General features: G+C 69.9%; 18 protein-coding genes and 3 pseudogenes. 14 read left to right on the forward strand and 7 right to left on the reverse strand.

Features of this window, described 5'->3' with window-relative positions:
* The first annotated feature begins 95 nt into the window (after positions 1-95).
* Positions 96-1,931 carry an AMP-dependent synthetase/ligase gene (locus ACFSDF_RS11885; protein ID WP_167007901.1) on the forward strand — a complete coding sequence of 612 codons (1,836 nt, stop codon included), beginning with the start codon at positions 96-98 and terminating at the stop codon, positions 1,929-1,931.
* A gap of 54 nt (positions 1,932-1,985) precedes the next feature.
* Here the strand turns inward: ACFSDF_RS11885 and hemW are convergent, their stop codons facing one another.
* On the reverse strand, positions 1,986-3,218 hold the full coding sequence (gene hemW / locus ACFSDF_RS11890; protein ID WP_167007904.1) for a radical SAM family heme chaperone HemW: 1,233 nt from the start codon (positions 3,216-3,218) through the stop codon (positions 1,986-1,988).
* Between the two features lie 92 nt (positions 3,219-3,310).
* On the opposite strand from hemW, the gene ACFSDF_RS11895 reads away from it, so the two are divergent.
* From ACFSDF_RS11895 to ACFSDF_RS11905, 3 genes are read left to right on the forward strand one after another with little or no spacing between them, the layout of a single operon-like run.
* Positions 3,311-3,703 (forward strand): GntR family transcriptional regulator, encoded by a 393-nt coding sequence (locus ACFSDF_RS11895; RefSeq protein ID WP_167007907.1) that lies wholly within the window; start codon positions 3,311-3,313, stop codon positions 3,701-3,703.
* Entirely contained in the window at positions 3,700-4,599 is a 900-nt protein-coding gene (locus ACFSDF_RS11900; protein WP_377157636.1) for an ABC transporter ATP-binding protein, read from the forward strand. Before ACFSDF_RS11895 ends, ACFSDF_RS11900 begins: the two co-directional genes overlap by 4 nt.
* Complete coding sequence (locus ACFSDF_RS11905; RefSeq protein ID WP_167007911.1) at positions 4,596-5,642, forward strand: ABC-2 transporter permease; 1,047 nt, start codon at positions 4,596-4,598, stop codon at positions 5,640-5,642. Before ACFSDF_RS11900 ends, ACFSDF_RS11905 begins: the two co-directional genes overlap by 4 nt.
* A gap of 65 nt (positions 5,643-5,707) precedes the next feature.
* On the opposite strand, the gene ACFSDF_RS11910 is transcribed toward ACFSDF_RS11905, so the two are convergent.
* Positions 5,708-6,574 (reverse strand): DUF3097 domain-containing protein, encoded by an 867-nt coding sequence (locus ACFSDF_RS11910; protein WP_167007913.1) that lies wholly within the window; start codon positions 6,572-6,574, stop codon positions 5,708-5,710.
* A 134-nt stretch (positions 6,575-6,708) separates the two neighbouring features.
* On the opposite strand from ACFSDF_RS11910, the gene hrcA reads away from it, so the two are divergent.
* The 9 genes and pseudogenes from hrcA (at position 6,709) to era (ending at position 14,110) form a co-directional block, all read left to right on the forward strand.
* Positions 6,709-7,728, forward strand: a complete 1,020-nt coding sequence (hrcA, locus tag ACFSDF_RS11915; RefSeq protein WP_167009248.1) for a heat-inducible transcriptional repressor HrcA — start codon at positions 6,709-6,711, stop codon at positions 7,726-7,728.
* 16 nt (positions 7,729-7,744) lie between these two features.
* On the forward strand, positions 7,745-8,893 hold the full coding sequence (gene dnaJ, locus ACFSDF_RS11920) for a molecular chaperone DnaJ (RefSeq protein WP_167007915.1): 1,149 nt from the start codon (positions 7,745-7,747) through the stop codon (positions 8,891-8,893).
* A gap of 97 nt (positions 8,894-8,990) precedes the next feature.
* Positions 8,991-9,671, forward strand: a pseudogene (locus ACFSDF_RS11925) (PhoH family protein); the annotation flags it as partial.
* A 324-nt stretch (positions 9,672-9,995) separates the two neighbouring features.
* Positions 9,996-10,484: pseudogene (locus ACFSDF_RS11930) on the forward strand (LAGLIDADG family homing endonuclease); the annotation flags it as partial.
* Positions 10,485-10,568: 84 nt separating this feature from the next.
* Positions 10,569-11,054, forward strand: a pseudogene (locus ACFSDF_RS11935) (PhoH family protein); the annotation flags it as partial.
* On the forward strand, positions 11,032-11,511 hold the full coding sequence (gene ybeY / locus ACFSDF_RS11940; protein WP_167007919.1) for an rRNA maturation RNase YbeY: 480 nt from the start codon (positions 11,032-11,034) through the stop codon (positions 11,509-11,511). The pseudogene ACFSDF_RS11935 and the gene ybeY, both read left to right, overlap by 23 nt.
* A complete protein-coding gene (locus ACFSDF_RS11945; RefSeq protein ID WP_167007921.1) occupies positions 11,508-12,815 on the forward strand; it encodes a hemolysin family protein in 1,308 nt (435 codons plus the stop codon). The genes ybeY and ACFSDF_RS11945 overlap by 4 nt, the downstream gene beginning before the upstream one ends.
* A gap of 24 nt (positions 12,816-12,839) precedes the next feature.
* Entirely contained in the window at positions 12,840-13,196 is a 357-nt protein-coding gene (locus tag ACFSDF_RS11950) for a cytidine deaminase (protein WP_167007924.1), read from the forward strand.
* Positions 13,193-14,110: a GTPase Era gene (gene era / locus ACFSDF_RS11955; protein ID WP_167007927.1), complete on the forward strand. Its 918-nt coding sequence runs from the start codon at positions 13,193-13,195 to the stop codon at positions 14,108-14,110. The genes ACFSDF_RS11950 and era overlap by 4 nt, the downstream gene beginning before the upstream one ends.
* A gap of 8 nt (positions 14,111-14,118) precedes the next feature.
* On the opposite strand, the gene ACFSDF_RS11960 is transcribed toward era, so the two are convergent.
* Positions 14,119-15,030 (reverse strand): septum formation family protein, encoded by a 912-nt coding sequence (locus ACFSDF_RS11960; protein ID WP_167007930.1) that lies wholly within the window; start codon positions 15,028-15,030, stop codon positions 14,119-14,121.
* 86 nt (positions 15,031-15,116) lie between these two features.
* The gene (locus ACFSDF_RS11965; RefSeq protein ID WP_167007933.1) at positions 15,117-15,611 is read right to left on the reverse strand and encodes a flavodoxin family protein; all 495 of its coding nucleotides are present in this window, start codon (positions 15,609-15,611) and stop codon (positions 15,117-15,119) included.
* A 186-nt stretch (positions 15,612-15,797) separates the two neighbouring features.
* Here ACFSDF_RS11965 and leuA point away from each other — a divergent pair, with 186 nt between their 5' ends.
* Positions 15,798-17,513, forward strand: a complete 1,716-nt coding sequence (gene leuA, locus ACFSDF_RS11970) for a 2-isopropylmalate synthase (RefSeq protein ID WP_243843099.1) — start codon at positions 15,798-15,800, stop codon at positions 17,511-17,513.
* A gap of 22 nt (positions 17,514-17,535) precedes the next feature.
* Here leuA and ACFSDF_RS11975 read toward each other — a convergent pair whose 3' ends face one another.
* The 3 genes from ACFSDF_RS11975 to ACFSDF_RS11985 form a co-directional block, all read right to left on the reverse strand.
* A complete protein-coding gene (locus ACFSDF_RS11975; protein WP_167007936.1) occupies positions 17,536-19,146 on the reverse strand; it encodes an MFS transporter in 1,611 nt (536 codons plus the stop codon).
* Positions 19,147-19,227: 81 nt separating this feature from the next.
* Entirely contained in the window at positions 19,228-20,145 is a 918-nt protein-coding gene (gene mmuM / locus ACFSDF_RS11980) for a homocysteine S-methyltransferase (RefSeq protein WP_167007939.1), read from the reverse strand.
* A gap of 28 nt (positions 20,146-20,173) precedes the next feature.
* Positions 20,174-20,779 carry a DUF305 domain-containing protein gene (locus ACFSDF_RS11985; RefSeq protein ID WP_167007942.1) on the reverse strand — a complete coding sequence of 202 codons (606 nt, stop codon included), beginning with the start codon at positions 20,777-20,779 and terminating at the stop codon, positions 20,174-20,176.
* Positions 20,780-20,798: the final 19 nt, after the last annotated feature.

Genomic DNA, 20,798 nt, shown 5'->3' on the forward strand with positions numbered 1-20,798 from the left:
GGGACTGTGCCCGGAGTCACAGGGGTCGCGTACGATTCAGCCCATCCCGTGATCCCCATCACTCCTACCACTCCCAGCGATGAGGTGCACTCCTGATGGCCAACGCCCCGACACCCGAGCAGATGAAAGTCGTCGACTCGCGTGCAAAAAACGTCGGCGAGCTGTTCTACGCCCGTGTCCGTGAGACCCCGAACCGTGAGGCTTACCGCCACCCTGTCGGCGAGAACTGGAGGTCGCTGACCTGGGGTGAGACCGGTGAGATCGTGTCGCGCATCGCGGCGGGCCTCATCTCGCTGGGCATCGAGCCGGAGCAGCGCGTGGCGATCGCGTCCGGCACGCGCTATGAGTGGATCCTGAGCGATCTGGCGATCATGGCCGCAGGTGCGGCGACCACCACGGTCTACCCGACCACCGCTGCCGCCGACGTCGCCTACATCCTCGCGGACTCTGGCAGCCGCATCGTGTTCGCCGAGGATGCGACGCAGCTGGCCAAGCTCCAGGAGAAGCGCAGCGAGCTCCCCGACGTCATCAAGGTCGTGCTGTTCGACGGTGACGGTGACGGTGACTGGGTGCTGTCGCTCGGCGAGGTCGAGGAGCTCGGGGCCAAGCTCTTGGCCGAGCAGCCGACCGTCGTCGCTGACCGCGTTGCTGCCATCGACTCCGAGCACCTCGCCACCCTGATCTACACCTCCGGCACGACGGGTCGTCCGAAGGGCGTCCGGCTGACGCACGACTCGTGGACGTACGAGGGCGCAGCTGTTGCCGCGGGTGGATACCTGAACATCGACGACCTCCAGTACCTCTGGCTGCCGATGGCGCACTCCTTCGGCAAGGTCCTGCTCTCGACCCAGCTGCGCGTGGGCTTCGCGACCGCGATCGACGGACGCATCCCCAAGATCGTCGACAACCTGGCCGTCGTGAAGCCGACGTTCATGGGCGCGGCGCCGCGCATCTTCGAGAAGGCCTACGGCCGCATCGTCGGCATGATGGAGGAGGAGGGCGGCGTCAAGCTCAAGCTCTTCACCTGGGCCACCAAGGTCGCCGCGCAGGTCAAGCAGCTCGAGCGCGAGGGCAAGCCTGTCCCGGCGGGCCTCAACCTCCAGCACAAGATCGGCGACAAGCTCGTCCTCTCCAAGGTGCGCGAGCGCTTCGGCGGACGCATCCGCTTCTTCATCTCCGGTGCCTCGGCGCTGTCCCAGGAGGTCGCGGAGTGGTTCGAGGCTGCCGGCATCCTCATCCTCGAGGGCTACGGGCTGACCGAGAGCGCCGCGGGTTCGTTCGTCAACCACCCAGACCATTACAAGCTCGGCACGGTCGGACTGCCGATGCCCGGCACCGAGGTCAAGATCGCCGACGACGGCGAGATCCTCATCAAGGGTCCGGGTGTCATGCAGGGCTACCACAACCTCGAGAGCGAGTCGGCGTCCGCGATCATCGACGGCGGCTGGTTGGCGACCGGTGACATCGGTGAGATCGACGCCGACGGGTTCCTGAAGATCACCGATCGCAAGAAGGACCTCTTCAAGACGTCGGGCGGCAAGTACGTCGCACCGTCGTACGTCGAGGGCATCTTTAAGGGCGTCTGCCCGCTGGCGAGCCAGATGGTCGTCTACGGCAACAACCGCAACTTCGTCTCGGCGCTGATCACGATCGATCCCGACGCCGCGACGCTGTTCGCCGACAACCACGGGCTCGCGGGCAAGTCTTACGCGGAGGTCGTCTCGTCGCCGCAGATGCAGACGGCGATCGAGGGCTACGTCGACCAGCTGAACTCCAAGCTCAACCGCTGGGAGACGGTGAAGAAGTGGGTCGTGCTCGACCACGACCTGACCGTCGAGGAGGGCGAGCTGACGCCGAGCCTCAAGCTCAAGCGCAAGTACGTCGAGGACAAGTTCAAGGACACCCTCGACGGCTTCTACGCCGACGCCTGATCCGAGCGCGTCCGGAGGGGTCGTACCGCAAGGCGGTGCGGCCCTTCCGTCGTTCTACGGCAGGAGGCGGCGTACGACGACGTCGGCGAGGAGGCGACCCTGCAGCGTCAGGACGAGCCGGCCGGCGTCCGCGAGCGGTGCGGCCTGGACGAGTTCCTCGGAGACCAGCGCCGGTACGGCCGCCCGCCCGGCGTCGTCCAACCTCTCGATCGGCATGCCGTCGCGCAGGCGTGACTCCAGCAGAACCTGCTCCACCCGTCGCGTCTCGGCATCGAGGATCTCGCGTCCGTGCCCGGGAGAGACGCCGTCAGCGAGCCGCTTCGCGTACGCCGCGGGGTGCTTGACGTTCCACCAGCGGGTGCCGGCGACGTGGCTGTGCGCCCCGGGACCGAAGCCCCACCAGTCTGCGCCCGTCCAGTAGAGCTCGTTGTGGCAGCATCGGGCCGCCTCGTCGCGCGCCCAGTTGGACAGCTCGTACCAGCCGAGCCCGGCGCAGCCGAGCCGCTGGTCGGCCGCCGCGTACATGTCGGCCATCAGGTCGTCGTCCGGCGCGGCGATCTCCCCGCGTGCCACTCGCCGAGCGAGCGCCGTGCCCTCCTCGACGATCAGCGCGTACGCACTCACGTGGTCCGGATCGAGCGCGAGCGCCGTGTCGAGCGAGCGCTCCCAGTCCGCGAGCGACTCGCCTGGCGTGCCGTAGATGAGGTCGACGCTGACCTGTGCGAACCCGGCCTCGCGGGCCCACCGGACGACGTCGGGCATCCGTGCCGGGTCGTGGGTGCGGTCGAGGGTGGCGAGGACGTGCGGGACCGCGGACTGCATCCCGTACGAGATCCGGGTGAAGCCGCGCGAGCGCAGCGTCGCGAGCGACTCCGGCGTCACGCTGTCGGGATTGGCCTCGGTCGTGGCCTCGTAGCCGTCGGCGAGCCCGAACGTCTTGTCGAGGCCCTCGAGGATGCGGCCCAGGTCGTCGGACGAGAGCAGTGTGGGCGTCCCGCCGCCGACGAACACCGTCTCCACCCGGGGGAGCGGGCGGTCGGCGCGCTCCAGGACCCGCGCCGCGAGGTCGATCTCGGCCAGCACGGTGTCGGCGTACGAGTCGTGTGAGGCGCCAGGCCCGAGCTCGGACGACGTGTACGTGTTGAAGTCGCAGTAGCCGCAGCGGGTCACGCAGAACGGGACGTGCACGTACGCCGCGAACGGCGCCGCTCCGAGCGCCTGCAGCGAGGAGGAGGGGAGGGCGCCGTCGGTGGGGACAGCTTCACCCTCAGGCAACGTCGACGGCATGCGTCCAGTGTCTCAGGGCGCCGCCAACGACCCTTGCGGCCGGAGCTGCTGCGGCCTATAGTGCTAGTCAAGTAGCACATTAGGAGTATCCGATGATCGAGTTCCACCTGGACTCCCGCTCGGGGGTCTCGGCCTACCTTCAGCTCGTGCAGCAGGTGCGCCGCGCCCTGCGGCTCGGCCTGCTCGCCGAGGGCGACCAGCTCCCGACCGTGAAGGACGTCGCCCACCAGCTGGCGATCAACCCCAACACCGTCCTGAAGGCCTACCGCGACCTCGAGCGCGACGGCCTCGTCGCGCCGCGGCCCGGTGTCGGCACCTTCGTCACCCGGACCCTCACCGACAACACGCTCGCGGCGCACGGACCCCTCCGTACGGACCTGCAGCGCTGGCTCGCCAAGGCCCGCCGTGCCGGCCTCGACGACGAGAGCATCGAGGCGCTGTTCACGACCACCTTTCGCGCCGCCTCCGAGGAGGACATCGCATGACCACCGCACTGAGGACGCATGAGCTCGGCAAGAGATACGGCCGAAATCGGCAATGGGCCCTGAAGGACTGCACCCTCGAGCTCCCGACCGGTCGCGTGGTCGGTCTGGTCGGCCCGAACGGTGCCGGCAAGAGCACGCTCCTCGGTCTGGCGGCCGGGATGCTGGTGCCCACCGCAGGGCGGGTCGAGGTCCTGGGGGAGGACCCGTCGTCGGGTGCCGACCATCTCGCGCGCGTCGGCTACGTGAGTCAGGACACTCCGACCTACCGGGGGATGAGTATCGCCGATCACCTTCGCCTCGGCGCGAAGCTCAACCCGCGATGGGACCACGGGCTGGTCCACGAGCGGATCGCCCGGCTCAGTCTCGACGCCCGGCGCCGTACCGGCACGCTGTCGGGCGGCCAGCGTGCCCAGATCGCGCTCACGTTGGCGATCGGCAAGCGACCGGAGCTGCTGATCTTGGACGAGCCGGTCGCCGCTCTCGACCCGCTGGCCCGTCGCGAGTTCATGCAGGACCTCATGGAGGCGGTCGCCGAGCACGACCTCACGGTCGTGCTCTCGTCGCACCTCGTCTCCGACCTCGAACGTGCCTGCGACTTCCTGGTGGTGCTCGTGGACTCGGAGGTCCGGGTCGCCGGCGACCTCGACGACCTGCTCGCCTCGCACCGCCGCATGACCGGGGCTCGGCGCCCATCCGACGCGGCGCCTGCCGGACATCACGTGGTGACGGCGAGCCACACCGAGCGGCAGAGCACGTTCGTGGTCCGCACAGACGGGCCGCTGATCGACCCGTCATGGGACGCGACCCCGTTGGGGCTCGAAGATCTCGTTCTCGCCTATCTGCGCAATGACGCCTCGTACAAGCGCCCGCGCCCGACCGTGGAGGTAGTCCGATGATCTGGCTGACCTGGCGCCAGATGCGCCCCCAGGCCGTGCCGACGGCGCTCGGCGTCGCCCTGCTGCTCGCCGCGCTCGCGGCCACCGGCCCGAGTCTGGGCGACGCGGCCGAGAGCAGCTCGTTCCTGGACGGAGTGACCTCCGACGGACTCAAGGTCACGCTCTACTACGCAGGCATCGCGGCGGCGTACGCGCTGCCAGCCGTGGTCGGCGCCTTCTGGGGTGCGCCGATGGTCGCGCGCGAGCTCGAGACGCGGACCCACCGGCTCGCGTGGAGCCAGTCGGTCACCCGTACGCGCTGGCTGGCCACGAAGCTCGGCCTCACCGCGCTAGTCACCGCTGCCGTCGCCGGTGTGCTCGCGTGGGGTGTGACCTGGTGGGCCGGTCCCATCGACCGCGCGGTCACCGCCGGAGATCGGACGGACGTGTTCGCCGTCGCCCGGATCGAGCCGGCGCTGTTCGGGGCGCGGGGGAGCGTACCGATCGGCTACGCGCTGCTGGCGCTCGCGATCGGTGTGCTCGCCGGCCTCGTGATCCGGCGGACCGTCCCGGCGATGGCGGTGACCCTCGTGCTGATCGTCGCCGCCCAGGTGCTGGTCCCCGCGGTGCTGCGTGCCCACCTGGCCGAACCTGAGACCACTGCGACCTCCATCACCGACGAGAACCTCGTCGGGCTGTTGGTCGGTGGGGCCGAGGGGCCTGGTGACGAGATCACCAGCGTGGAGGAGATCCAGGTCAGCACCGAAGGGACGGGTGAGTGGGAGCTCTCCAACGTCACGGTCGACGCCGACGGAACGACGCTGGCGACCCTGCCGAAGTGGGTCGTCGACTGCGGCGGGCCGCCGCCGGGTGAGAGCGCCAAGGCGGGCGCTCGGGAGGCGTGCTTCGAACGGCTCACGGCCGACGGCTACCAACAGCAGGTCACGTCGTACCCGTCCAGCGCCTTCTGGACGCTGCAGTGGCGCGAGACGGCGCTGCTCCTCGTGCTGGCGCTCGGCCTCGGTGGGTTGTGCTTCTGGCGGGTCCGAGGGGACGTGCCGTAGAGGTTTCGACAGGCTCAAGGTTTCGACAGGCTCAAGGTTTCGACAGGCTCAAGGTTTCGACAGGCTCAACCAGCGGTGGGTTGCGTGACGAAGTCGATGAGCTCCTCGACCCGACCGAGCAGCGCAGGCTCGAGGTCGGCGTAAGAGGAGACCGTACCGAGGATCCGCTTCCAGGCGTGCGCGATGTCGGCCTGGTTGCGGTGCGGCCAGCCCAGCGCCTGGCAGATGCCGTGCTTCCACGACATCGTCCGCGGGATCATCGGCCACTTCGCCAGCCCGAGGCGGTCCGGCTTCACGGACTGCCAGATGTCGACGTAGGGGTGGCCGACGACCAGCACGTGCTCCTTGTACGGGCCGCGCAGCACCGAGGCGGCGATCCGTGACTCCTTCGACCCGGGGACGAGGTGGTCCACGAGCACGCCGAGGCGGCGCCCGTGCCCCGGCTTGAACTGCGCGACCACCGACGGGAGGTCGTCGACGCCTTCGAGGTACTCGACGGCGACACCCTCGATCCGCAGGTCGTCCCCCCACACCTTCTCGACGAGCTCGGCGTCGTGTCGCCCCTCGACATAGATCCGGCTTGCCCGGGCGATCCGGGCCTTCGCGTCGTGGACGGCGACGGACCCCGAGGCGGTGTGGGTGGGGCGGGCGGGGGCGGCGGCACGGACGGGCGCCTTGAGGATCACGGGCTTGCCCTCCAGCAGGAAGCCCGGGCCGAGAGGGAACGTACGGCGCTTGCCGCGGCGGTCCTCGAGCTCGACCGTGCCGAGGTCGCGGTCGGTACGGGTGACCGCGCCGCAGAAGTCGGTCTGGACCTCCTCGAGCACCATCCCGACCTCCGCCTCCCGCTCGGTGGAGCGTCCGCGCTTGGGGACGCGCCAGTCGCCGGAGAGGACGTCGGAGCCGTAGCGGTCGTGAGTCACGAGGAGCACGGTAGTCGAGGCGGCGGGTCCACCAGGGCGGCACACGCCGCCGGGGCGCCACGCGCGGCTGGCCTTGCTGGCTAGACTGGCACTCACGGCACACGAGTGCCAGACGTGCGAGAAGGGACGAGGCGGTGGAGGTCGTGCTCGACGAACGCAAGCTCGCGGTCCTGCGCGCCATCGTCGAGGACTACGTGGCGACGCGGGAGCCTGTGGGCTCCAAGACGCTGGTCGACCGGCATCAGCTCGGGGTCTCGCCGGCGACCGTCCGCAACGACATGGCGGTGCTCGAGGAGCAGGGCTTCATCGCCCAGCCCCACACCAGCGCAGGTCGCATCCCGACCGACAAGGGCTATCGGCTCTTCGTGGACCGGCTCGCCTCCGTACGACGCCTGAGCATCCCTGAGCGGCGGGCGATCGAGTCCTTCCTCGACGGGGCCGTCGACGTGGACGACGTGGTGCAGCGCAGCGTGAGGCTCCTGTCGCAGCTCACCCACCAGGTCGCTCTCGTGCAGTACCCGACGCTCACCCGCTCCACGGTGCGTCATGTCGAGCTCGTCCCGATGGACCGCGGCCGCATCCTCCTCGTGCTGATCACGAGCTCGGGCCGCGTCGACCAGCGCATCATCGAGCTGCCCGAGGAGCCCGGCGAGCATCTGCTCGGCGAGCTGCGCGGCAAGCTCATCGCGGCCGCCGTCGGCCAGCGGCTGCCCGACGCGTCAGCGACCGTCGCCGACCTCATCACGGCCTTCCGACCCGAGGAGCGGCCGATCGTGACCGCTGTCGTCGCGACGATGACGCGCGCCTTCTCCGACGAGCGCTCCGACGAGCGGGTCGCGGTCGGCGGTGCCGCCAACCTCGCGCGCTTCGGGGCCGACTTCGACACCTCGATCAAGCCGGTGCTCGAGGCGCTCGAGGAGCACGTGGTGCTGCTCAAGCTCCTCGGCGAGGCCACCTCTCCGAGCATGCTCACCGTACGGATCGGCGCCGAGGTGCCGTACGAGGAGCTGTCGGCGACCTCGGTCGTCGCGACGGCGTACGGCAGCACCGACGAGCCGCTGGCCACCCTCGGCGTCGTCGGACCCACCCGCATGGACTATCCGGGCACGATGGCGGCCGTGCGTGCCGTCGCCCGGTACGTCGGCCAGACCCTCAGCGATTGAGAACAGACAAGGACGCATGAGCCAGGACTACTACGGGACCCTCGGTGTGAATCGCGATGCGACACCCGAGGAGATCAAGAAGGCATACCGCAAGCTCGCACGCAGCCTGCACCCCGACGTCAACCCCGACCCGGAGGCACAGGAGCGGTTCAAGACGGTCACCGTCGCGTACGAGGTGCTGTCCGACCCCGAGAAGCGTGCCTTCTACGACCGCGGCGGCGACCCGCTCGGCAGCGCGGGTGGCGGCGGCGGCTTCGGCGCGGGGTTCTCGTTCAGCGACATCATGGACGCGTTCTTCGGCCAGCAGACCCAGCGCGGTCCGCGCGGCCGGACGCGTCGCGGCAACGACGCGCTGATCCGCATCGCGGTGCCGTTGGCCGACGCCGCCTTCGGCACCACCCGCGAGCTCAAGGTCGACACGGCCGTCGTGTGCGGCACGTGCCACGGCAACGGTTCGGCCGACGGCGCGGATCCGGTCACCTGCCAGACCTGTCAGGGCCACGGAGAGGTGCAGCACGTGCAGCGCTCCTTCCTCGGCGACATCCGTACGGCGCGCCCGTGCCCGACCTGCGGGGGCTTCGGCTCGGTCATCGTCAACCCGTGCGAGGAGTGCTCCGGCGACGGCCGGGTGCGCGCGCGCCGCACGCTCACCATCAAGGTGCCCCCGGGCGTCGACTCCGGGACGCGCATCCAGCTCACCGGCGAGGGCGAGGTCGGCCCGGGCGGTGGGCCCGCCGCCGACCTGTACGTCGAGATCGAGGTCGAGCCGCACCAGGTGTTCACCCGCTCCGACGACGACCTCTACTGCGACGTACGGGTGCCGATGACCGCGGCGGCGCTCGGCACGCAGATCGACCTGCCGACGCTCGAGGCTGACGCCGACGTCGAGGGCGCGGAGCCCACGATCGGCTTCGACATCGCGGCGGGCACCCAGTCCGGCGAAACGGTGACGATCCGGGGCCGCGGGGTTCCGCACCTACGCGGTGTCGGGCGTGGCGACCTCAAGGTCCGCATGGTCGTCGAGACGCCCACCAAGCTCGATGAGGCACAGCGAGACCTCCTCACGAAGCTAGCCGTCGAGCGTGGCGAGGAGCGGGTCGAGGCGGAGTTCGCTGCACCCCATCGCGGCAGTGTCTTCGGCCGGATCCGGGACGCGTTCCGCTGAGGCCAGGAGGATTCGTGGTCGCACGGGGGCCGGTGGCCCGCATACCATGGTCGAGTCCCGACCGAGCGAAGGAGAACTGCCCCCGACGGGGGTGCCGATGAGTACGCCTGAACCCTTGCAGCACACCGTCACGATCCCGGCGAGCATCCCGATGGTGGCGCTGCTCGGCCCCGCCGACGAGTTCCTCCGCCTGATCGAGTCCAGCTTCGACGCCGACGTCCACGTCCGTGGCAACCAGGTCTCCATCCGCGCAACGGCGGCCGAGTCCGCGCTGGTCGAGCGGTTGCTCGATGAGCTGGTGACGATGATCCGGACCGGTCAGGGCCTGACGACCGAGACGATCGAGCGCAGCATCGCGATCCTGCGGACCGAGACTGAGGAGCGTCCCGCCGACGTCCTCAGCCTCAACATCCTGTCCAATCGCGGCCGGACGATCCGTCCCAAGACGCTCAACCAGAAGCGGTATGTCGACGCGATCGACAAGCAGACGATCGTCTTCGGCATCGGGCCCGCCGGCACCGGCAAGACGTACCTCGCGATGGCCAAGGCCGTGCAGGCGCTCCAGTCCAAGGACGTCACGCGGATCATCCTCACGCGCCCTGCGGTGGAGGCCGGCGAGAACCTCGGCTTCTTGCCGGGCACGCTCAGCGAGAAGATCGATCCCTACCTGCGCCCGCTGTACGACGCGCTGCACGACATGCTCGACCCCGAGACAATCCCCAAGCTGCTCGCGGCCGGGACGATCGAGGTCGCGCCGCTGGCCTACATGCGTGGAAGGGCTCAGCCGGTTGACCGCGCTGTGCTGACGCCGACGGGCTGGCAGCGAATCGGCAAGCTGCAGGTCGGCGATCTCGTTATCGGACGGGACGGTCGACCGACGCCCGTTCTCGGTGTCTACCCGCAGGGTGAGCGTGACGTCTATCGCGTCACCGCCCAGGACGGGGCGTCGACGCTGGCGTGCGGCGAGCATCTGTGGACCGTCCGCACGGCGTCGGACCGTCGGCGAGGGCGCAGCCGCACGCTCCAGACACGCGAGATGATCGGCAAGGAGCGGGCGCTGCACGCTCGCCGATACGAGATTCCGATGGTCGACCCGGTCGAGATGGAGCCGAAGGACATCCCGATCGACCCGTACGCACTGGGGCTGCTGCTCGGCGACGGCTGCCTCACGACCAAGACGACCCCGACGTTCACGACCGCCGATCCAGAGCTGGCCGACGCGCTCGAGGGACTGCTTCCCGCGATCCAGGTCGCCCGCCGTGGCTCCGACTACGACTACGTGCTCCGACACACCGAAGGTGGACGCGGCGGCCTTCGCATCGCGAACCCCGTCACCGTGGCCGTCAGGGATCTCGCGCTCGTGCACAAGACCTCACCCGCCACGTTCGTGCCTGTCGCGTACCTCTACAACTCGCGTGAGGTCCGGCTCGGTGTCCTGCAGGGCCTGCTCGACAGCGACGGCGGGACGGTCACACAGGACGGCCGGACCTGCCGGATCCAGTACACGACGACGTCGCCACGGCTTCGCGACGACGTGACCTTCCTCGTACGTTCGCTCGGCGGAGTCGTATACGTGCATACGCGTCAGGCGAACGGTCGCAAGCCCGGGCTCGCGAGGGGACGTGAGGTTGCCTATCGGCACGACGCCTACACGCTCGACATCCGGCTTCCGGAGGGTGTCACGCCGTTCCGCCTCGCGCGCAAGGCAGACGCGTACGCGGCAACCGGTGGTGGTCGGCCGATGCGGTTCATCGACTCGATCGAGCCCGCCGGTCGTGCGGAGACCGTGTGCATCGCGGTCGGTGCTCAGGACTCGCTCTACGTGACGGACGATTTCTTGGTTACGCACAACACGTTGAACGATGCGTTCATCATCCTCGACGAGGCCCAGAACACCTCGCCCGAGCAGATGAAGATGTTCCTCACCCGGCTCGGCTTCGGCTCCAAGATGGTCGTCACCGGTGACATCACCCAGATCGACCTGCCGGGTGGCACGCGCAGCGGCTTGCGGGTGGTGCGCGAGATCCTTGACGGCGTCCGGGACATCTCCTTCCAGATGCTGACCTCCGCGGACGTGGTCCGCCACAAGCTGGTCGGTCGCATCGTGGCCGCCTACGACGAGTATGAGGACGAAGGTCATGAACGTCGACGTACTCGATGAGTCCAGCTGGCGCGACGAGTCCGGCGAGCCGGTCGACGTCGAGCGCCTGACCCGCCTGTCGCGGTTCGTGATGACCGAGATGCGGCTGGCCCCGGCCACCGAGATGACGATGATCGTCGTCGATCCGGGCACGATGGCCGAGTACAACGAGAAGTGGATGGACAAGAAGGGTCCGACCGACGTCCTGTCTTTCCCGATGGACGAGCTGCGACCCGGCTCCGACGACCTCGACGCCGAGGAGGGCTATCTCGGCGACATGCTGCTGTGCCCCGCGGTCGCCGCCAAGGATGCGGCCAGCGAAGGCCTGGATCTCCGCGACCACCTCGAGCTGCTGACGGTCCACGGGATCTTGCACCTTCTGGGCTACGACCACGCCGAGCCCGAGGAGCACCGCGAGATGTTCGCCCTCCAGGACGTCGTCCTGGCCAAGTGGCGCGAGGCGGAGCCACCGCAATGACGATCGACGTCTGGCTGGTCGTCCTCGCCGTCGCTCTGGTCGGGTTGGCGGGCCTGCTCGCCAGTGTCGACGCCGCGCTCTCCACCTTCTCCAAGGCTCGCGCCGACGAGCTGGTCGCCGAGGGGCGCTCCGGTGCCACGCGGGTCGCGCGCGTCGTCCGCGACCCCGCCCCGTACATCAACACGGCGCTGCTGCTGCGCATCGTGGCCGAGACCGGCGCCGTCGTCCTCGTGGCGGTCATGTTCGCCCGTGCCATCGACGGGCTCTGGCAGCAGCTGCTGCTCGCGACGCTGGTGATGTCGGTCGTCTCGTTCGTCGCGATCGGTGTCGGCCCTCGTACGCTCGGCCGCCAGAACTCCGAGCGCGTCGGCCTGCTGTCCGCCGGGCTGCTCATCGCGATCACCCGCATCCTGGGCCCCGTCCCGCGCGTCCTCATCGCGATCGGCAACGCCCTCACCCCGGGCAAGGGCTTTCGTGAAGGCCCGTTCTCGTCCGAGGCAGAGCTGCGTGAGCTGGTCGACCTGGCTGAGCAGAGCGCGCTGATCGAGTCCGGCGAGCGGCAGATGATCCACTCCGTCTTCGAGCTCGGCGACACCGTCGTGCGCGAGGTGATGGTGCCTCGTACGGACGTCGTGTTCATCGAACGCACCAAGAAGCTGCGCCAGGCGATGTCGCTCGCGCTGCGCAGCGGCTACTCCCGCATCCCGGTGACGGGCGACAGCCTCGACGACGTCGTCGGCATGGCCTATCTCAAGGACATCACCAAGCGCGTCTTCGACAACCGTGACGCCGAGACGACCGAGCGGGTCGAGTCGGTGATGCGGCCGTGCCTGTACGTCCCCGACTCCAAGCCGGCGGCCGAGCTCCTGCGCGAGATGCAGGCACAGCGCACCCACGTGGCGATCGTCGTCGACGAGTACGGCGGCACGGCGGGCATGGTCACGATCGAGGACATCCTCGAGGAGATCGTCGGCGAGATCACCGACGAGTACGACGCGCCGCCGGAGGACATCGAGCACCTGTCGAACGGCTCCGTACGCATCAGCGCACGCTTCGACGTCGACGACCTCCAGGAGCTGTTCGGGGTCCCGATCGAGGACGACGACGTCGACTCGGTGGGCGGCCTCATGGCCAAGCACCTCGGCAAGGTCCCGATCGCGGGGAGCGAGGTGTCGCTCGACGGGCTGCGCTTCGTCGCCGAGGCCCCGCGCGGACGACGCAACCGGATCGGCACGGTCATCGTGAGCCGAGAGGCCTCCGGCGGTGATTCGGAGGAGTCGGTCGGCGCGAGCGCGTCGGGTTGAGGGTCCGCCGATACCCTGGACCTCATGGTTTCCCCACCCCTCACTGTCGACGACCCTGAGGATCGCAAGATCCTCACCCTCGCCCGCGCGACGCGGGCGCGGACCCGCGCCGCCGAGGGGGCATCCGTGCGCGACCGCGACGGTCGAACGTACGCGGCATCGACCGTCGAGCTGCCCTCGCTGAAGCTGACCGCACTCCGTCTCGCGGTCGCGATGGCCGTCTCGTCCGGAGCGACCGGCCTCGAGGCTGCGGCGCTGAGCACCGACGGTGACGGCGTGAGCGACGACGACATGGCGGCGGTCCGCGACCTCGCCGGCGCGGGTGTCCCGGTCCTGGTCGCCGACGTCCACGGCACGCCGCACTCTCGGGTGGACTCGTGAGCACGTTCCGGTCGGGCTTCGCATGCTTCGTCGGCCGTCCCAACGCCGGCAAGTCGACACTCACCAACGCGCTCGTCGGCGAGAAGGTCGCGATCACGTCCTCGCGTCCGCAGACGACCCGCCACGCGATCCGAGGGCTGGTCCACCGCCCCGAGGGTCAGCTGATCCTGATCGACACCCCGGGGCTCCACCGCCCGCGCACCCTGCTGGGGGAGCGGCTCAACGACCTCGTTCGCAGCACGTGGTCGGAGGTCGACGTGATCGGCGTGTGCCTGCCGGCCGACCAGCGGATCGGTCCTGGCGACCGTTACCTCATCGGCGAGCTCGCCAAGATCCGACGCAGGCCGATGCTGGCGCTCGCCACCAAGGCGGACAAGGTCGCGCCCGAGCGGCTCATCGAGCACCTCGCGGCGATCGCTGCGACCGGCGACGAGCTCGGCGTCGAGTGGAAGCACGTCGTCCCCGTCTCCGCGGTGTCCGGCTACCAGGTCGAGCATCTGCGTGACCTGCTGATCGCCGAGCTGCCCGAGGGGGTCCCGCTCTATCCCGACGGCCACCTCACCGACGAGCCTGAGGAGACGCTGGTCGCCGAGGTGATCCGTGAGGCGTCGCTCGAGGGCGTGCGCGACGAGCTCCCGCACTCGATCGCGGTCGTCATCGAGGAGATGGTGCCGCGCGAGGACCGACCCGAGGACAAGCCGCTGGTCGACGTGCGGGCCACGATCTTCGTCGAGCGTGACAGCCAGAAGGGCATCGTGATCGGCAAGGGCGGTTCGCGCCTGCGCCAGATCGGCACCGACTCGCGCGGACAGATCGAGCGGATCCTCGGCACCCCGGTGTTCCTGGACCTGCGGGTCAAGGTCGCCAAGGACTGGCAGCGCGATCCGAAGCAGCTGCGCCGCCTCGGCTTCTAGCCCGCGGGCTACTTCTTGGTCTTGGCGAAGCAGACGCCCCACCGCTCGCCGCGCTGCCACGCGGTGCGGCTGGGGGAGATGTAGCCGTAGTCGAACGACCCGCGGGTGTCGAGATAGCGGCGCACGCCCGCGGGGCAGCGGTCGCGCATGGTCGCCTGGACCTTCTTGGTGCCGGGGTACCTCACCTTCGCGGCGCCGAGCCGGATGGTGTCCACCCCGCGCCACTGGTGACGGGTCGAGCAGGTCACTGTGCCGCTGGCGCTGCGGATGTCACCGCGCACGCACTGCATGAAGTCGCGGCCGCGCTTGCCCTTGAGCGCGTTCTTGGTCCGAGCGGGCAGCGCAGCCAGTCGTGCGCTGTTCGCCGACAGCACGAGGTCGCACCGCATCCAGTCGGCGCCCTCGGCGGTCTGCGCTGCGCTGGGGACACCGACGACGAAGCCGAACTGCGACCGCTTCAGCGTCTTGGCGTCGGTGCCGAGCCAGCCGGCAGCGGCCCGCTCGCAGTACGGGCGGGCCGAGCGGAGGATGCGGGTGGTGTCGTACGCGGTGACAGCGGCCTTCACGGAAGCGTTCATCGGGCGTACGAGAGAGGTGACCGAGGTCGCACCTGAGCACGTGATCGGGGCGGCATCGTCGTCGCTGACGCGCAGCGCGACGTCGACCGTGCTCGGCTTGCGGCACTCGCCAGCCTTCGGTGGAGCCGCGACAGGCTCTGCGGTCGGGGTCGGTGCGGGGGTCGTCCCTGTGGCAGGCGGCAGCGAGCGTACGGGCGGGGGCGGCGCGTCGTCCGCACCGGGCGCAGCGCCGCTGATGTCGCCGGCGGAGCCGCAGGCGGTGACGAGCACTAGCGCCGCAGCGCCGACCACACCCAGCAGCGAGTTGCGGGCGCGGGTGCGGGGGCGTCGGAGAGCCGACACGGTACGTCCTCCCGGGGGGTTCGGCGGTACGACGGCAGCCAGTGTACGGGCAGGAGGTGAGGGGGCGATGGCGCCTTTGCACAGCCTTACGGGGTGAGCAGCGCCGCCAGCGTCGCACCGAGCTCGTAGGCCTGCTCCCGCTCGGGCGCACCGACGTTGCCGAGCACCTCGAGCACGGGCGCTGCCTGTGTCCATGGCAGCGCGCCCGCGATCGACTGCACCGCTCGTACGGCGCCGGTGGTGTCGTACCGGCCGTGCACCCAGAGCCCGTACGGCCTGGTCCTGCGGACTCCGTCCTTCGTGCCCGCTGCGGAGCCGTCCTCGCTCAGCGCACCGCCGGCCTCGAGGAAGATCGTGTCGAAAAAGTGCTTGAGAGCTCCGCTCATATAGCCGAAGTTCGCGGTGGTGCCGAAGAGGTACCCGTCGGCCGCCAGCACGTCGCCGGCCCGGGCCTCCAGCGCCGGGAGGACGACCACCTCGACACCCTCGAGCGCAGGATCGTGCGCGCCTGCCACCGCGGCGTCCGTGAGCGACTGGACGGTCGGTGTCGGCGAGTGGTGGACGATCAGCAGGGTGGACATCTCGCGAGACTAGCGCCGTCGTGGGCTATGCTGACGCCAGCCATGTACATCGCGCGCCTCCTCCTTCGGTGCCGCGGCGAGGGTTCGCACTAGGTCGGACCCCCTCGTCGCGGCGTTCGTCATGGCCGGCCGTCGCCGCACCGCGGCGCTTCTCATCTCAGACGAGCCCCGAACGAGGACATCACCATGGCCATCTCCCCTCAGCAGCCCAGCGGTATGCCATACCAGCGCTACCCGACCTTCCCTGCGATCGACCTGCCCGACCGCACCTGGCCGTCGAAGACGATCACCGAGACCCCTCGCTGGCTCTCGACCGACCTGCGTGACGGCAACCAGGCCCTGATCGACCCGATGACGCCCGCCCGCAAGCGCCGCATGTTCGACATGCTCGTACGGATGGGCTACAAGGAGATCGAGGTCGGCTTCCCGAGCGCGAGCGAGACCGACTTCGCCTTCGTCCGTCACCTGATCGAGGACGACCTGATCCCCGATGACGTGACGATCTCCGTCCTGACGCAGGCCCGCGAGGACCTGATCGACCGTACGGCGCAATCCCTGGTTGGCGCCAAGAACGGCAGCATCCACCTCTACAACGCCGTCGCCCCTCTCTTCAGGCGCGTCGTCTTCGGCGTGGACCGCAACGAGTGCCGGGCGATCGCTGTCCGAGGCACCGAGCTGGTGATGAAGTACGCCGAGGAGTACCTGCAGGGCACCGACTTCGGCTACCAGTACTCGCCGGAGATCTTCACCGGCGCCGAGCTCGACTTCTCGATCGAGGTCTGCGAGGCGGTGATGGACGTCTGGCAGCCTGAGGACGGCCGCGAGATCATCCTCAACCTGCCGGCGACTGTCGAGATGGCGACGCCCAACACGTACGCCGACCAGATCGAGTATTTCGGCCGACACGTTTCGCGCCGCGAGAACGTCGCGATCTCGCTGCACCCGCACAACGACCGCGGTACCGCCGTGGCCGCGACCGAGCTGGCGATGATGGCCGGCGCCGACCGCGTCGAGGGCTGCCTGTTCGGTCACGGCGAGCGCACCGGCAACGTCGACCTGGTGACGCTGGGCATGAACCTCTTCAGCCAGGGCATCGACCCGCAGATCGACTTCTCCGACATCGACGAGGTACGCCGCACCGTCGAGTACTGCACCGGTCTGCCGGTCCACCCGCGCCACCCGTACGCGGGCGACCTGGTCTACACCGCCTTCTCGGGCTCGCACCAGGACGCGATCAAGAAGGGTCTGGAGGACCTCGACCGCCAGGCGGCCGAGCGCGGCATCCCCGTGTCGGAGATGCCGTGGGAGGCCCCGTACCTGCCGATCGACCCGCACGACGTCGGCCGCTCGTACGAGGCGGTGATCCGCGTGAACAGCCAGTCCGGCAAGGGCGGCGTCGCGTACATCATGAAGTCCGAGCACAAGATGGACCTGCCCCGTCGGCTCCAGATCGAGTTCAGCCGCGTCGTCCAGTCGATGACCGAGGGTGAGGCCGGCGAGATGTCGGTCGACGAGATCTGGAAGGCGTTCTCCGCGGAGTACCTCGAGCGGACGGCACCGTACGCGCTCGAGGCGTTCCGCTCGTCGACGATCCAGGACGGGCTGGACGAGCTCGTCGTGGACGTCCGGGTCGGTGAGACCGTCCAGTCGATCAAGGGCGAGGGCAACGGCCCGGTCGCCGCGTTCGTCGACGCCATCGCGTCGGTCAACGGAGACATCCGGGTGCTCGACTACGCCGAGCACGCGCTGTCCTCCGGCGGCGACGCGGCCGCGGCGGCGTACGTCGAGTGCGAGATCGGTGACCAGATCGTCTGGGGGGTCGGGGTCGACCCGAGCATCGTGACGGCCTCGCTCAAGGCGGTCGTGTCCGCCGCCAACCGCGCTGCGGCGACCCGCGTCTGACGCCGATCCGCCGGCAGGTGCGCTAGGACCGCGCCGGCCGGCGGGTACGGGCGGGGGTACGCCCCGCGCCGCCACTGCGGCTCGACGTCGTGTCCGAGGGCAGCGCCAGCGTGGCCGCCAGGCCGCCCACGAGGATGAGGGCGGCGACCGCGGTGGTGACCTTGCTGGCGGTGATCAGCGACGCCTGTGCGACCTCGCCCACCTCGGCCGTCGCAGGGTCCTCGAGGAGCTCCGGGATCGCTGCCCCGACGCTGTCGCGGACGAGCGAGACGGCCGCGTCCTGATCGGGCCCCGGCATGTCCGTCCGCGCGAGCTCGTCGGCCGTCTGCGCGGCGAGGGTCGAGATCAGCAGGCCGCCGAGGACAGCGATGCCGAGCGCGGAGCCGAGTTGGCGGACCGTCGTCAGGAACCCGGAGGCCTGTCCGCTCGAGCCGACCGGGATGTCGACGAGGATGGCGCTGGTCAGCTGCGCGGTCGCCATGCCCACGCCGATGCCGTACAGGAACAGCAGGGCCGCGATCGCGGGTCCGCTGACGTCGGTGCTGATGACGAGAGCGGTCCCTGCGATCGCCACGACCTCGAGGGCCAGGCCGATCCGGATGACGGCGCGCTGCCCGAGACGGTTGGTGAGCGGAGGGGTAGCCCCGGAGGCGAGGAAGGTGCCGACCGCCAGCCACAGGACGAGGACTCCGGTGCCGAGCGGGGTGTAACCGAGGGCACCCTGCAGCAGCAGTGGGAGGGTGAAGATGAGGCCGATCTCGCCGAGCGCGACGACCATGGCGGCGATCGACCCATACCGCAGTGAGCGGAAGCGCATCAGGCCGAGATCGACCAGCGTGACTGCGCCGGCACGTGCGCGGCGCGCCTCGACGACGACGAACGCGACCAGGAGCAGCACGCCCAGCGCGAGCGAGAACGGGACGGGGGAGAGGGCGCCGGACTCCTGACGCCACCAGCCGTAGTACTGGCCCTCGATGAGGCCGAACACGACTCCGCCGAGGCCGAGCGTCGAGAGGAGCAGGCCGGGCAGGTCCGTGCCGGGGCGGATGTCGTCGTCGCGGGTCTCGTCGAGGACCTTGACGATGCCGACGAGCGCGAGCAGGCCGAACGGCACGTTGATCCAGAACGCCCACCGCCACGTCGACTCAGTCGCGAGCCATCCACCGATGAGCGGACCGACTGCGACCATGCCGCCGACGGTCGAGCCCCAGATCGCGAACGCGATCCCGCGGGCACGGCCCTGGAACGTCGCGTTGAGGGTCGACAGGGTGGCGGGCACGATCATGGCGGCGCCTAGGCCCTGCACGAACCGGGCGGCGATGAGCATCTCCTGGTTCTGCGCCGCCCCGGCACTGAGGCTGGCGACCATGAACAGCACCAGGCCGGCCGCGTACACCCGGCGGCGACCGATCCGGTCGCCCAGGCGGCCGGCTGCGAGCAGGAGCGAGGCGAGCATCAGGAGATAGATCGCGTTCATCCACTGCGCGCCGGCAGCGGTCAGCCCGAGGTCGTCGATGATCACCGGGACCGAGACGTTGACGATGGTCATGTCCATCACGACGAGCGAGACGCCCAGCGAGAGCGTCAGCATCGCGAGCCACTGGCGCTGCGTGATCGGGGTGTCGTCGCTCATGAGGCTCCTCTGCTCGGGCGCAGGGGCGCCGCTGGATCGCTGGATCGTAACAGCGTTCCGTCCCTGCGGAGGAGGGTTGAGTCAGACGCGGGTCGCGGCGATCTCCGCCACGTCGGCGGGTGTCGTACGGCAGCAGCCCCCGACGAGGTTGGCGCCGGCGTCGCGCCACCGGCCCACCCACGTAGCCCACGAACCACGGGCGGTGGTGCCGGTCCATCGCCGCGCGGCAGCGTCCCACACCTCGCCCGAGTTCGGGTAGACCGCGATCGGCAGGTCGGTGACGGCGGCGATGCGGTCCACGAGTGGGGCGATGTGCTCCAGCGGCGTGCAGTTGATCCCGACGGCGGCAACACCGTGGTCGGCGACCAGGCGCACGACCTCAGCGACGGGCGTCCCGTCGCTGAGGTGCGCATCGTCGCGTGCGCTGAACGTCACCCAGGCGGGCACGTTCACGTCGTCGAGCAGGTCGGCGAGCGCCGCGGCCTCGAGGGCGGAAGGGATCGTCTCGCACGCCAGCACGTCCGGACCGGCGTCGGCGAGCAGGTGCAGGCGCTCACGATGGAAGTCGCGGAGCGCCGGCACGTCGAGACCGTAGTCGCCTCGGTACTCCGAGCCGTCGGCCAGCGCGGCGCCGTACGGGCCGACGGACGCGGCGACCAGAGGACGCCGGCCGGGGTTCTCCTGCACGTAGGCATCGCGGGTCTGGCGCGCGAGAGTCACCGCGGACCGGATCAGGCGCTCGGCCTCGTCGGCGGGCAGGCCGAGCCGCTCGAAGCCACCGACCGTCGCCTGATAGCTCGCCGTGATGATCACGTCCGCGCCGGCCTCCAGGTAGTCGCGGTGGACCTGCGCGATCAAGGCGGGGTCGTCGCGCAGCAGCGACGCGGACCACAGGGCCGACGAGAGGTCTGCGCCGTGCCGCTCGAGCTCGGTCGCGAGTGCGCCGTCGAGCACGACGAGTCGGTCGCGGTCGGCCCACGTGTCGCGGAGCGTAGTCATCGGCTCACGCTAGCGCGCTCCCCGCGGGTCATCGGTCGAGCAAGTCCTGCATCTCGTCGACCTCCGCGCGTTGCGTGTCGGAGATCTGCTGCGCGAGGGTGGCGACCTTAGGGTCGCTGCCGGTGCTGAGCACGTCCTCCGCCATCGTGATCGCTCCCTCGTGGTGGGCGATCATCTGGCGCAGGAACTCCTCGTCGAACGCCGCGCCCTGGAGCGCCGCGAGCCGGGTCAGGTCCTCGGGCGACATCATGCCCTCCGCGTCACCGTGGCCGGCGTGGTCGTCGCCCTCCTCGGACGGCACGGGCTCGTCCCACTTCTCGAGCCAGGCGGTCATCGTCGCGATCTCGGGATCCTGTGCCGCGCTGATGCGCGCGGCGAGGGCCGTCACCTCGGCACCGGCACGCGTCGGGGCGAGCGAGGCCATCTCGAGGGCCTGGCGGTGGTGGGGGATCATCTGCTGGGCGAACGTGACGTCCGCCGCCGCGCGATCCGCGGACGTCGAGGAGGAGCCGTGCTCGCCGTGCCCGTCGGCACCAGCGCCGTCTTCGCCCGCACCGCAGGCCGAGATGCCGAGGCCGAGCGCGAGAGCGGACACGAGAGCGGCGGCACGTCGCCGTGCGGTGTACGTGATCATGAAGGCAACATACCCCTAG

It is taken from the genome of Mumia zhuanghuii, assembly GCF_042681565.1.
GTDB lineage: Bacteria > Actinomycetota > Actinomycetes > Propionibacteriales > Nocardioidaceae > Mumia.

Excerpts from the sequence above, each read along its gene's own strand:
- ACFSDF_RS11885 (WP_167007901.1), top strand. The coding sequence starts at position 96 with ATGGCCAACGCCCCGACACCCGAGCAGATGAAAGTCGTCGACTCGCGT.
- hemW (WP_167007904.1), bottom strand. The coding sequence starts at position 3,218 with ATGCCGTCGACGTTGCCTGAGGGTGAAGCTGTCCCCACCGACGGCGCC.
- ACFSDF_RS11895 (WP_167007907.1), top strand. The coding sequence starts at position 3,311 with ATGATCGAGTTCCACCTGGACTCCCGCTCGGGGGTCTCGGCCTACCTT.
- ACFSDF_RS11900 (WP_377157636.1), top strand. The coding sequence starts at position 3,700 with ATGACCACCGCACTGAGGACGCATGAGCTCGGCAAGAGATACGGCCGA.
- ACFSDF_RS11905 (WP_167007911.1), top strand. The coding sequence starts at position 4,596 with ATGATCTGGCTGACCTGGCGCCAGATGCGCCCCCAGGCCGTGCCGACG.
- dnaJ (WP_167007915.1), top strand. The coding sequence starts at position 7,745 with ATGAGCCAGGACTACTACGGGACCCTCGGTGTGAATCGCGATGCGACA.
- ybeY (WP_167007919.1), top strand. The coding sequence starts at position 11,032 with ATGAACGTCGACGTACTCGATGAGTCCAGCTGGCGCGACGAGTCCGGC.
- ACFSDF_RS11945 (WP_167007921.1), top strand. The coding sequence starts at position 11,508 with ATGACGATCGACGTCTGGCTGGTCGTCCTCGCCGTCGCTCTGGTCGGG.
- ACFSDF_RS11950 (WP_167007924.1), top strand. The coding sequence starts at position 12,840 with ATGGTTTCCCCACCCCTCACTGTCGACGACCCTGAGGATCGCAAGATC.
- ACFSDF_RS11965 (WP_167007933.1), bottom strand. The coding sequence starts at position 15,611 with ATGTCCACCCTGCTGATCGTCCACCACTCGCCGACACCGACCGTCCAG.
- leuA (WP_243843099.1), top strand. The coding sequence starts at position 15,798 with ATGGCCATCTCCCCTCAGCAGCCCAGCGGTATGCCATACCAGCGCTAC.
- ACFSDF_RS11975 (WP_167007936.1), bottom strand. The coding sequence starts at position 19,146 with ATGAGCGACGACACCCCGATCACGCAGCGCCAGTGGCTCGCGATGCTG.
- mmuM (WP_167007939.1), bottom strand. The coding sequence starts at position 20,145 with ATGACTACGCTCCGCGACACGTGGGCCGACCGCGACCGACTCGTCGTG.
- ACFSDF_RS11985 (WP_167007942.1), bottom strand. The coding sequence starts at position 20,779 with ATGATCACGTACACCGCACGGCGACGTGCCGCCGCTCTCGTGTCCGCT.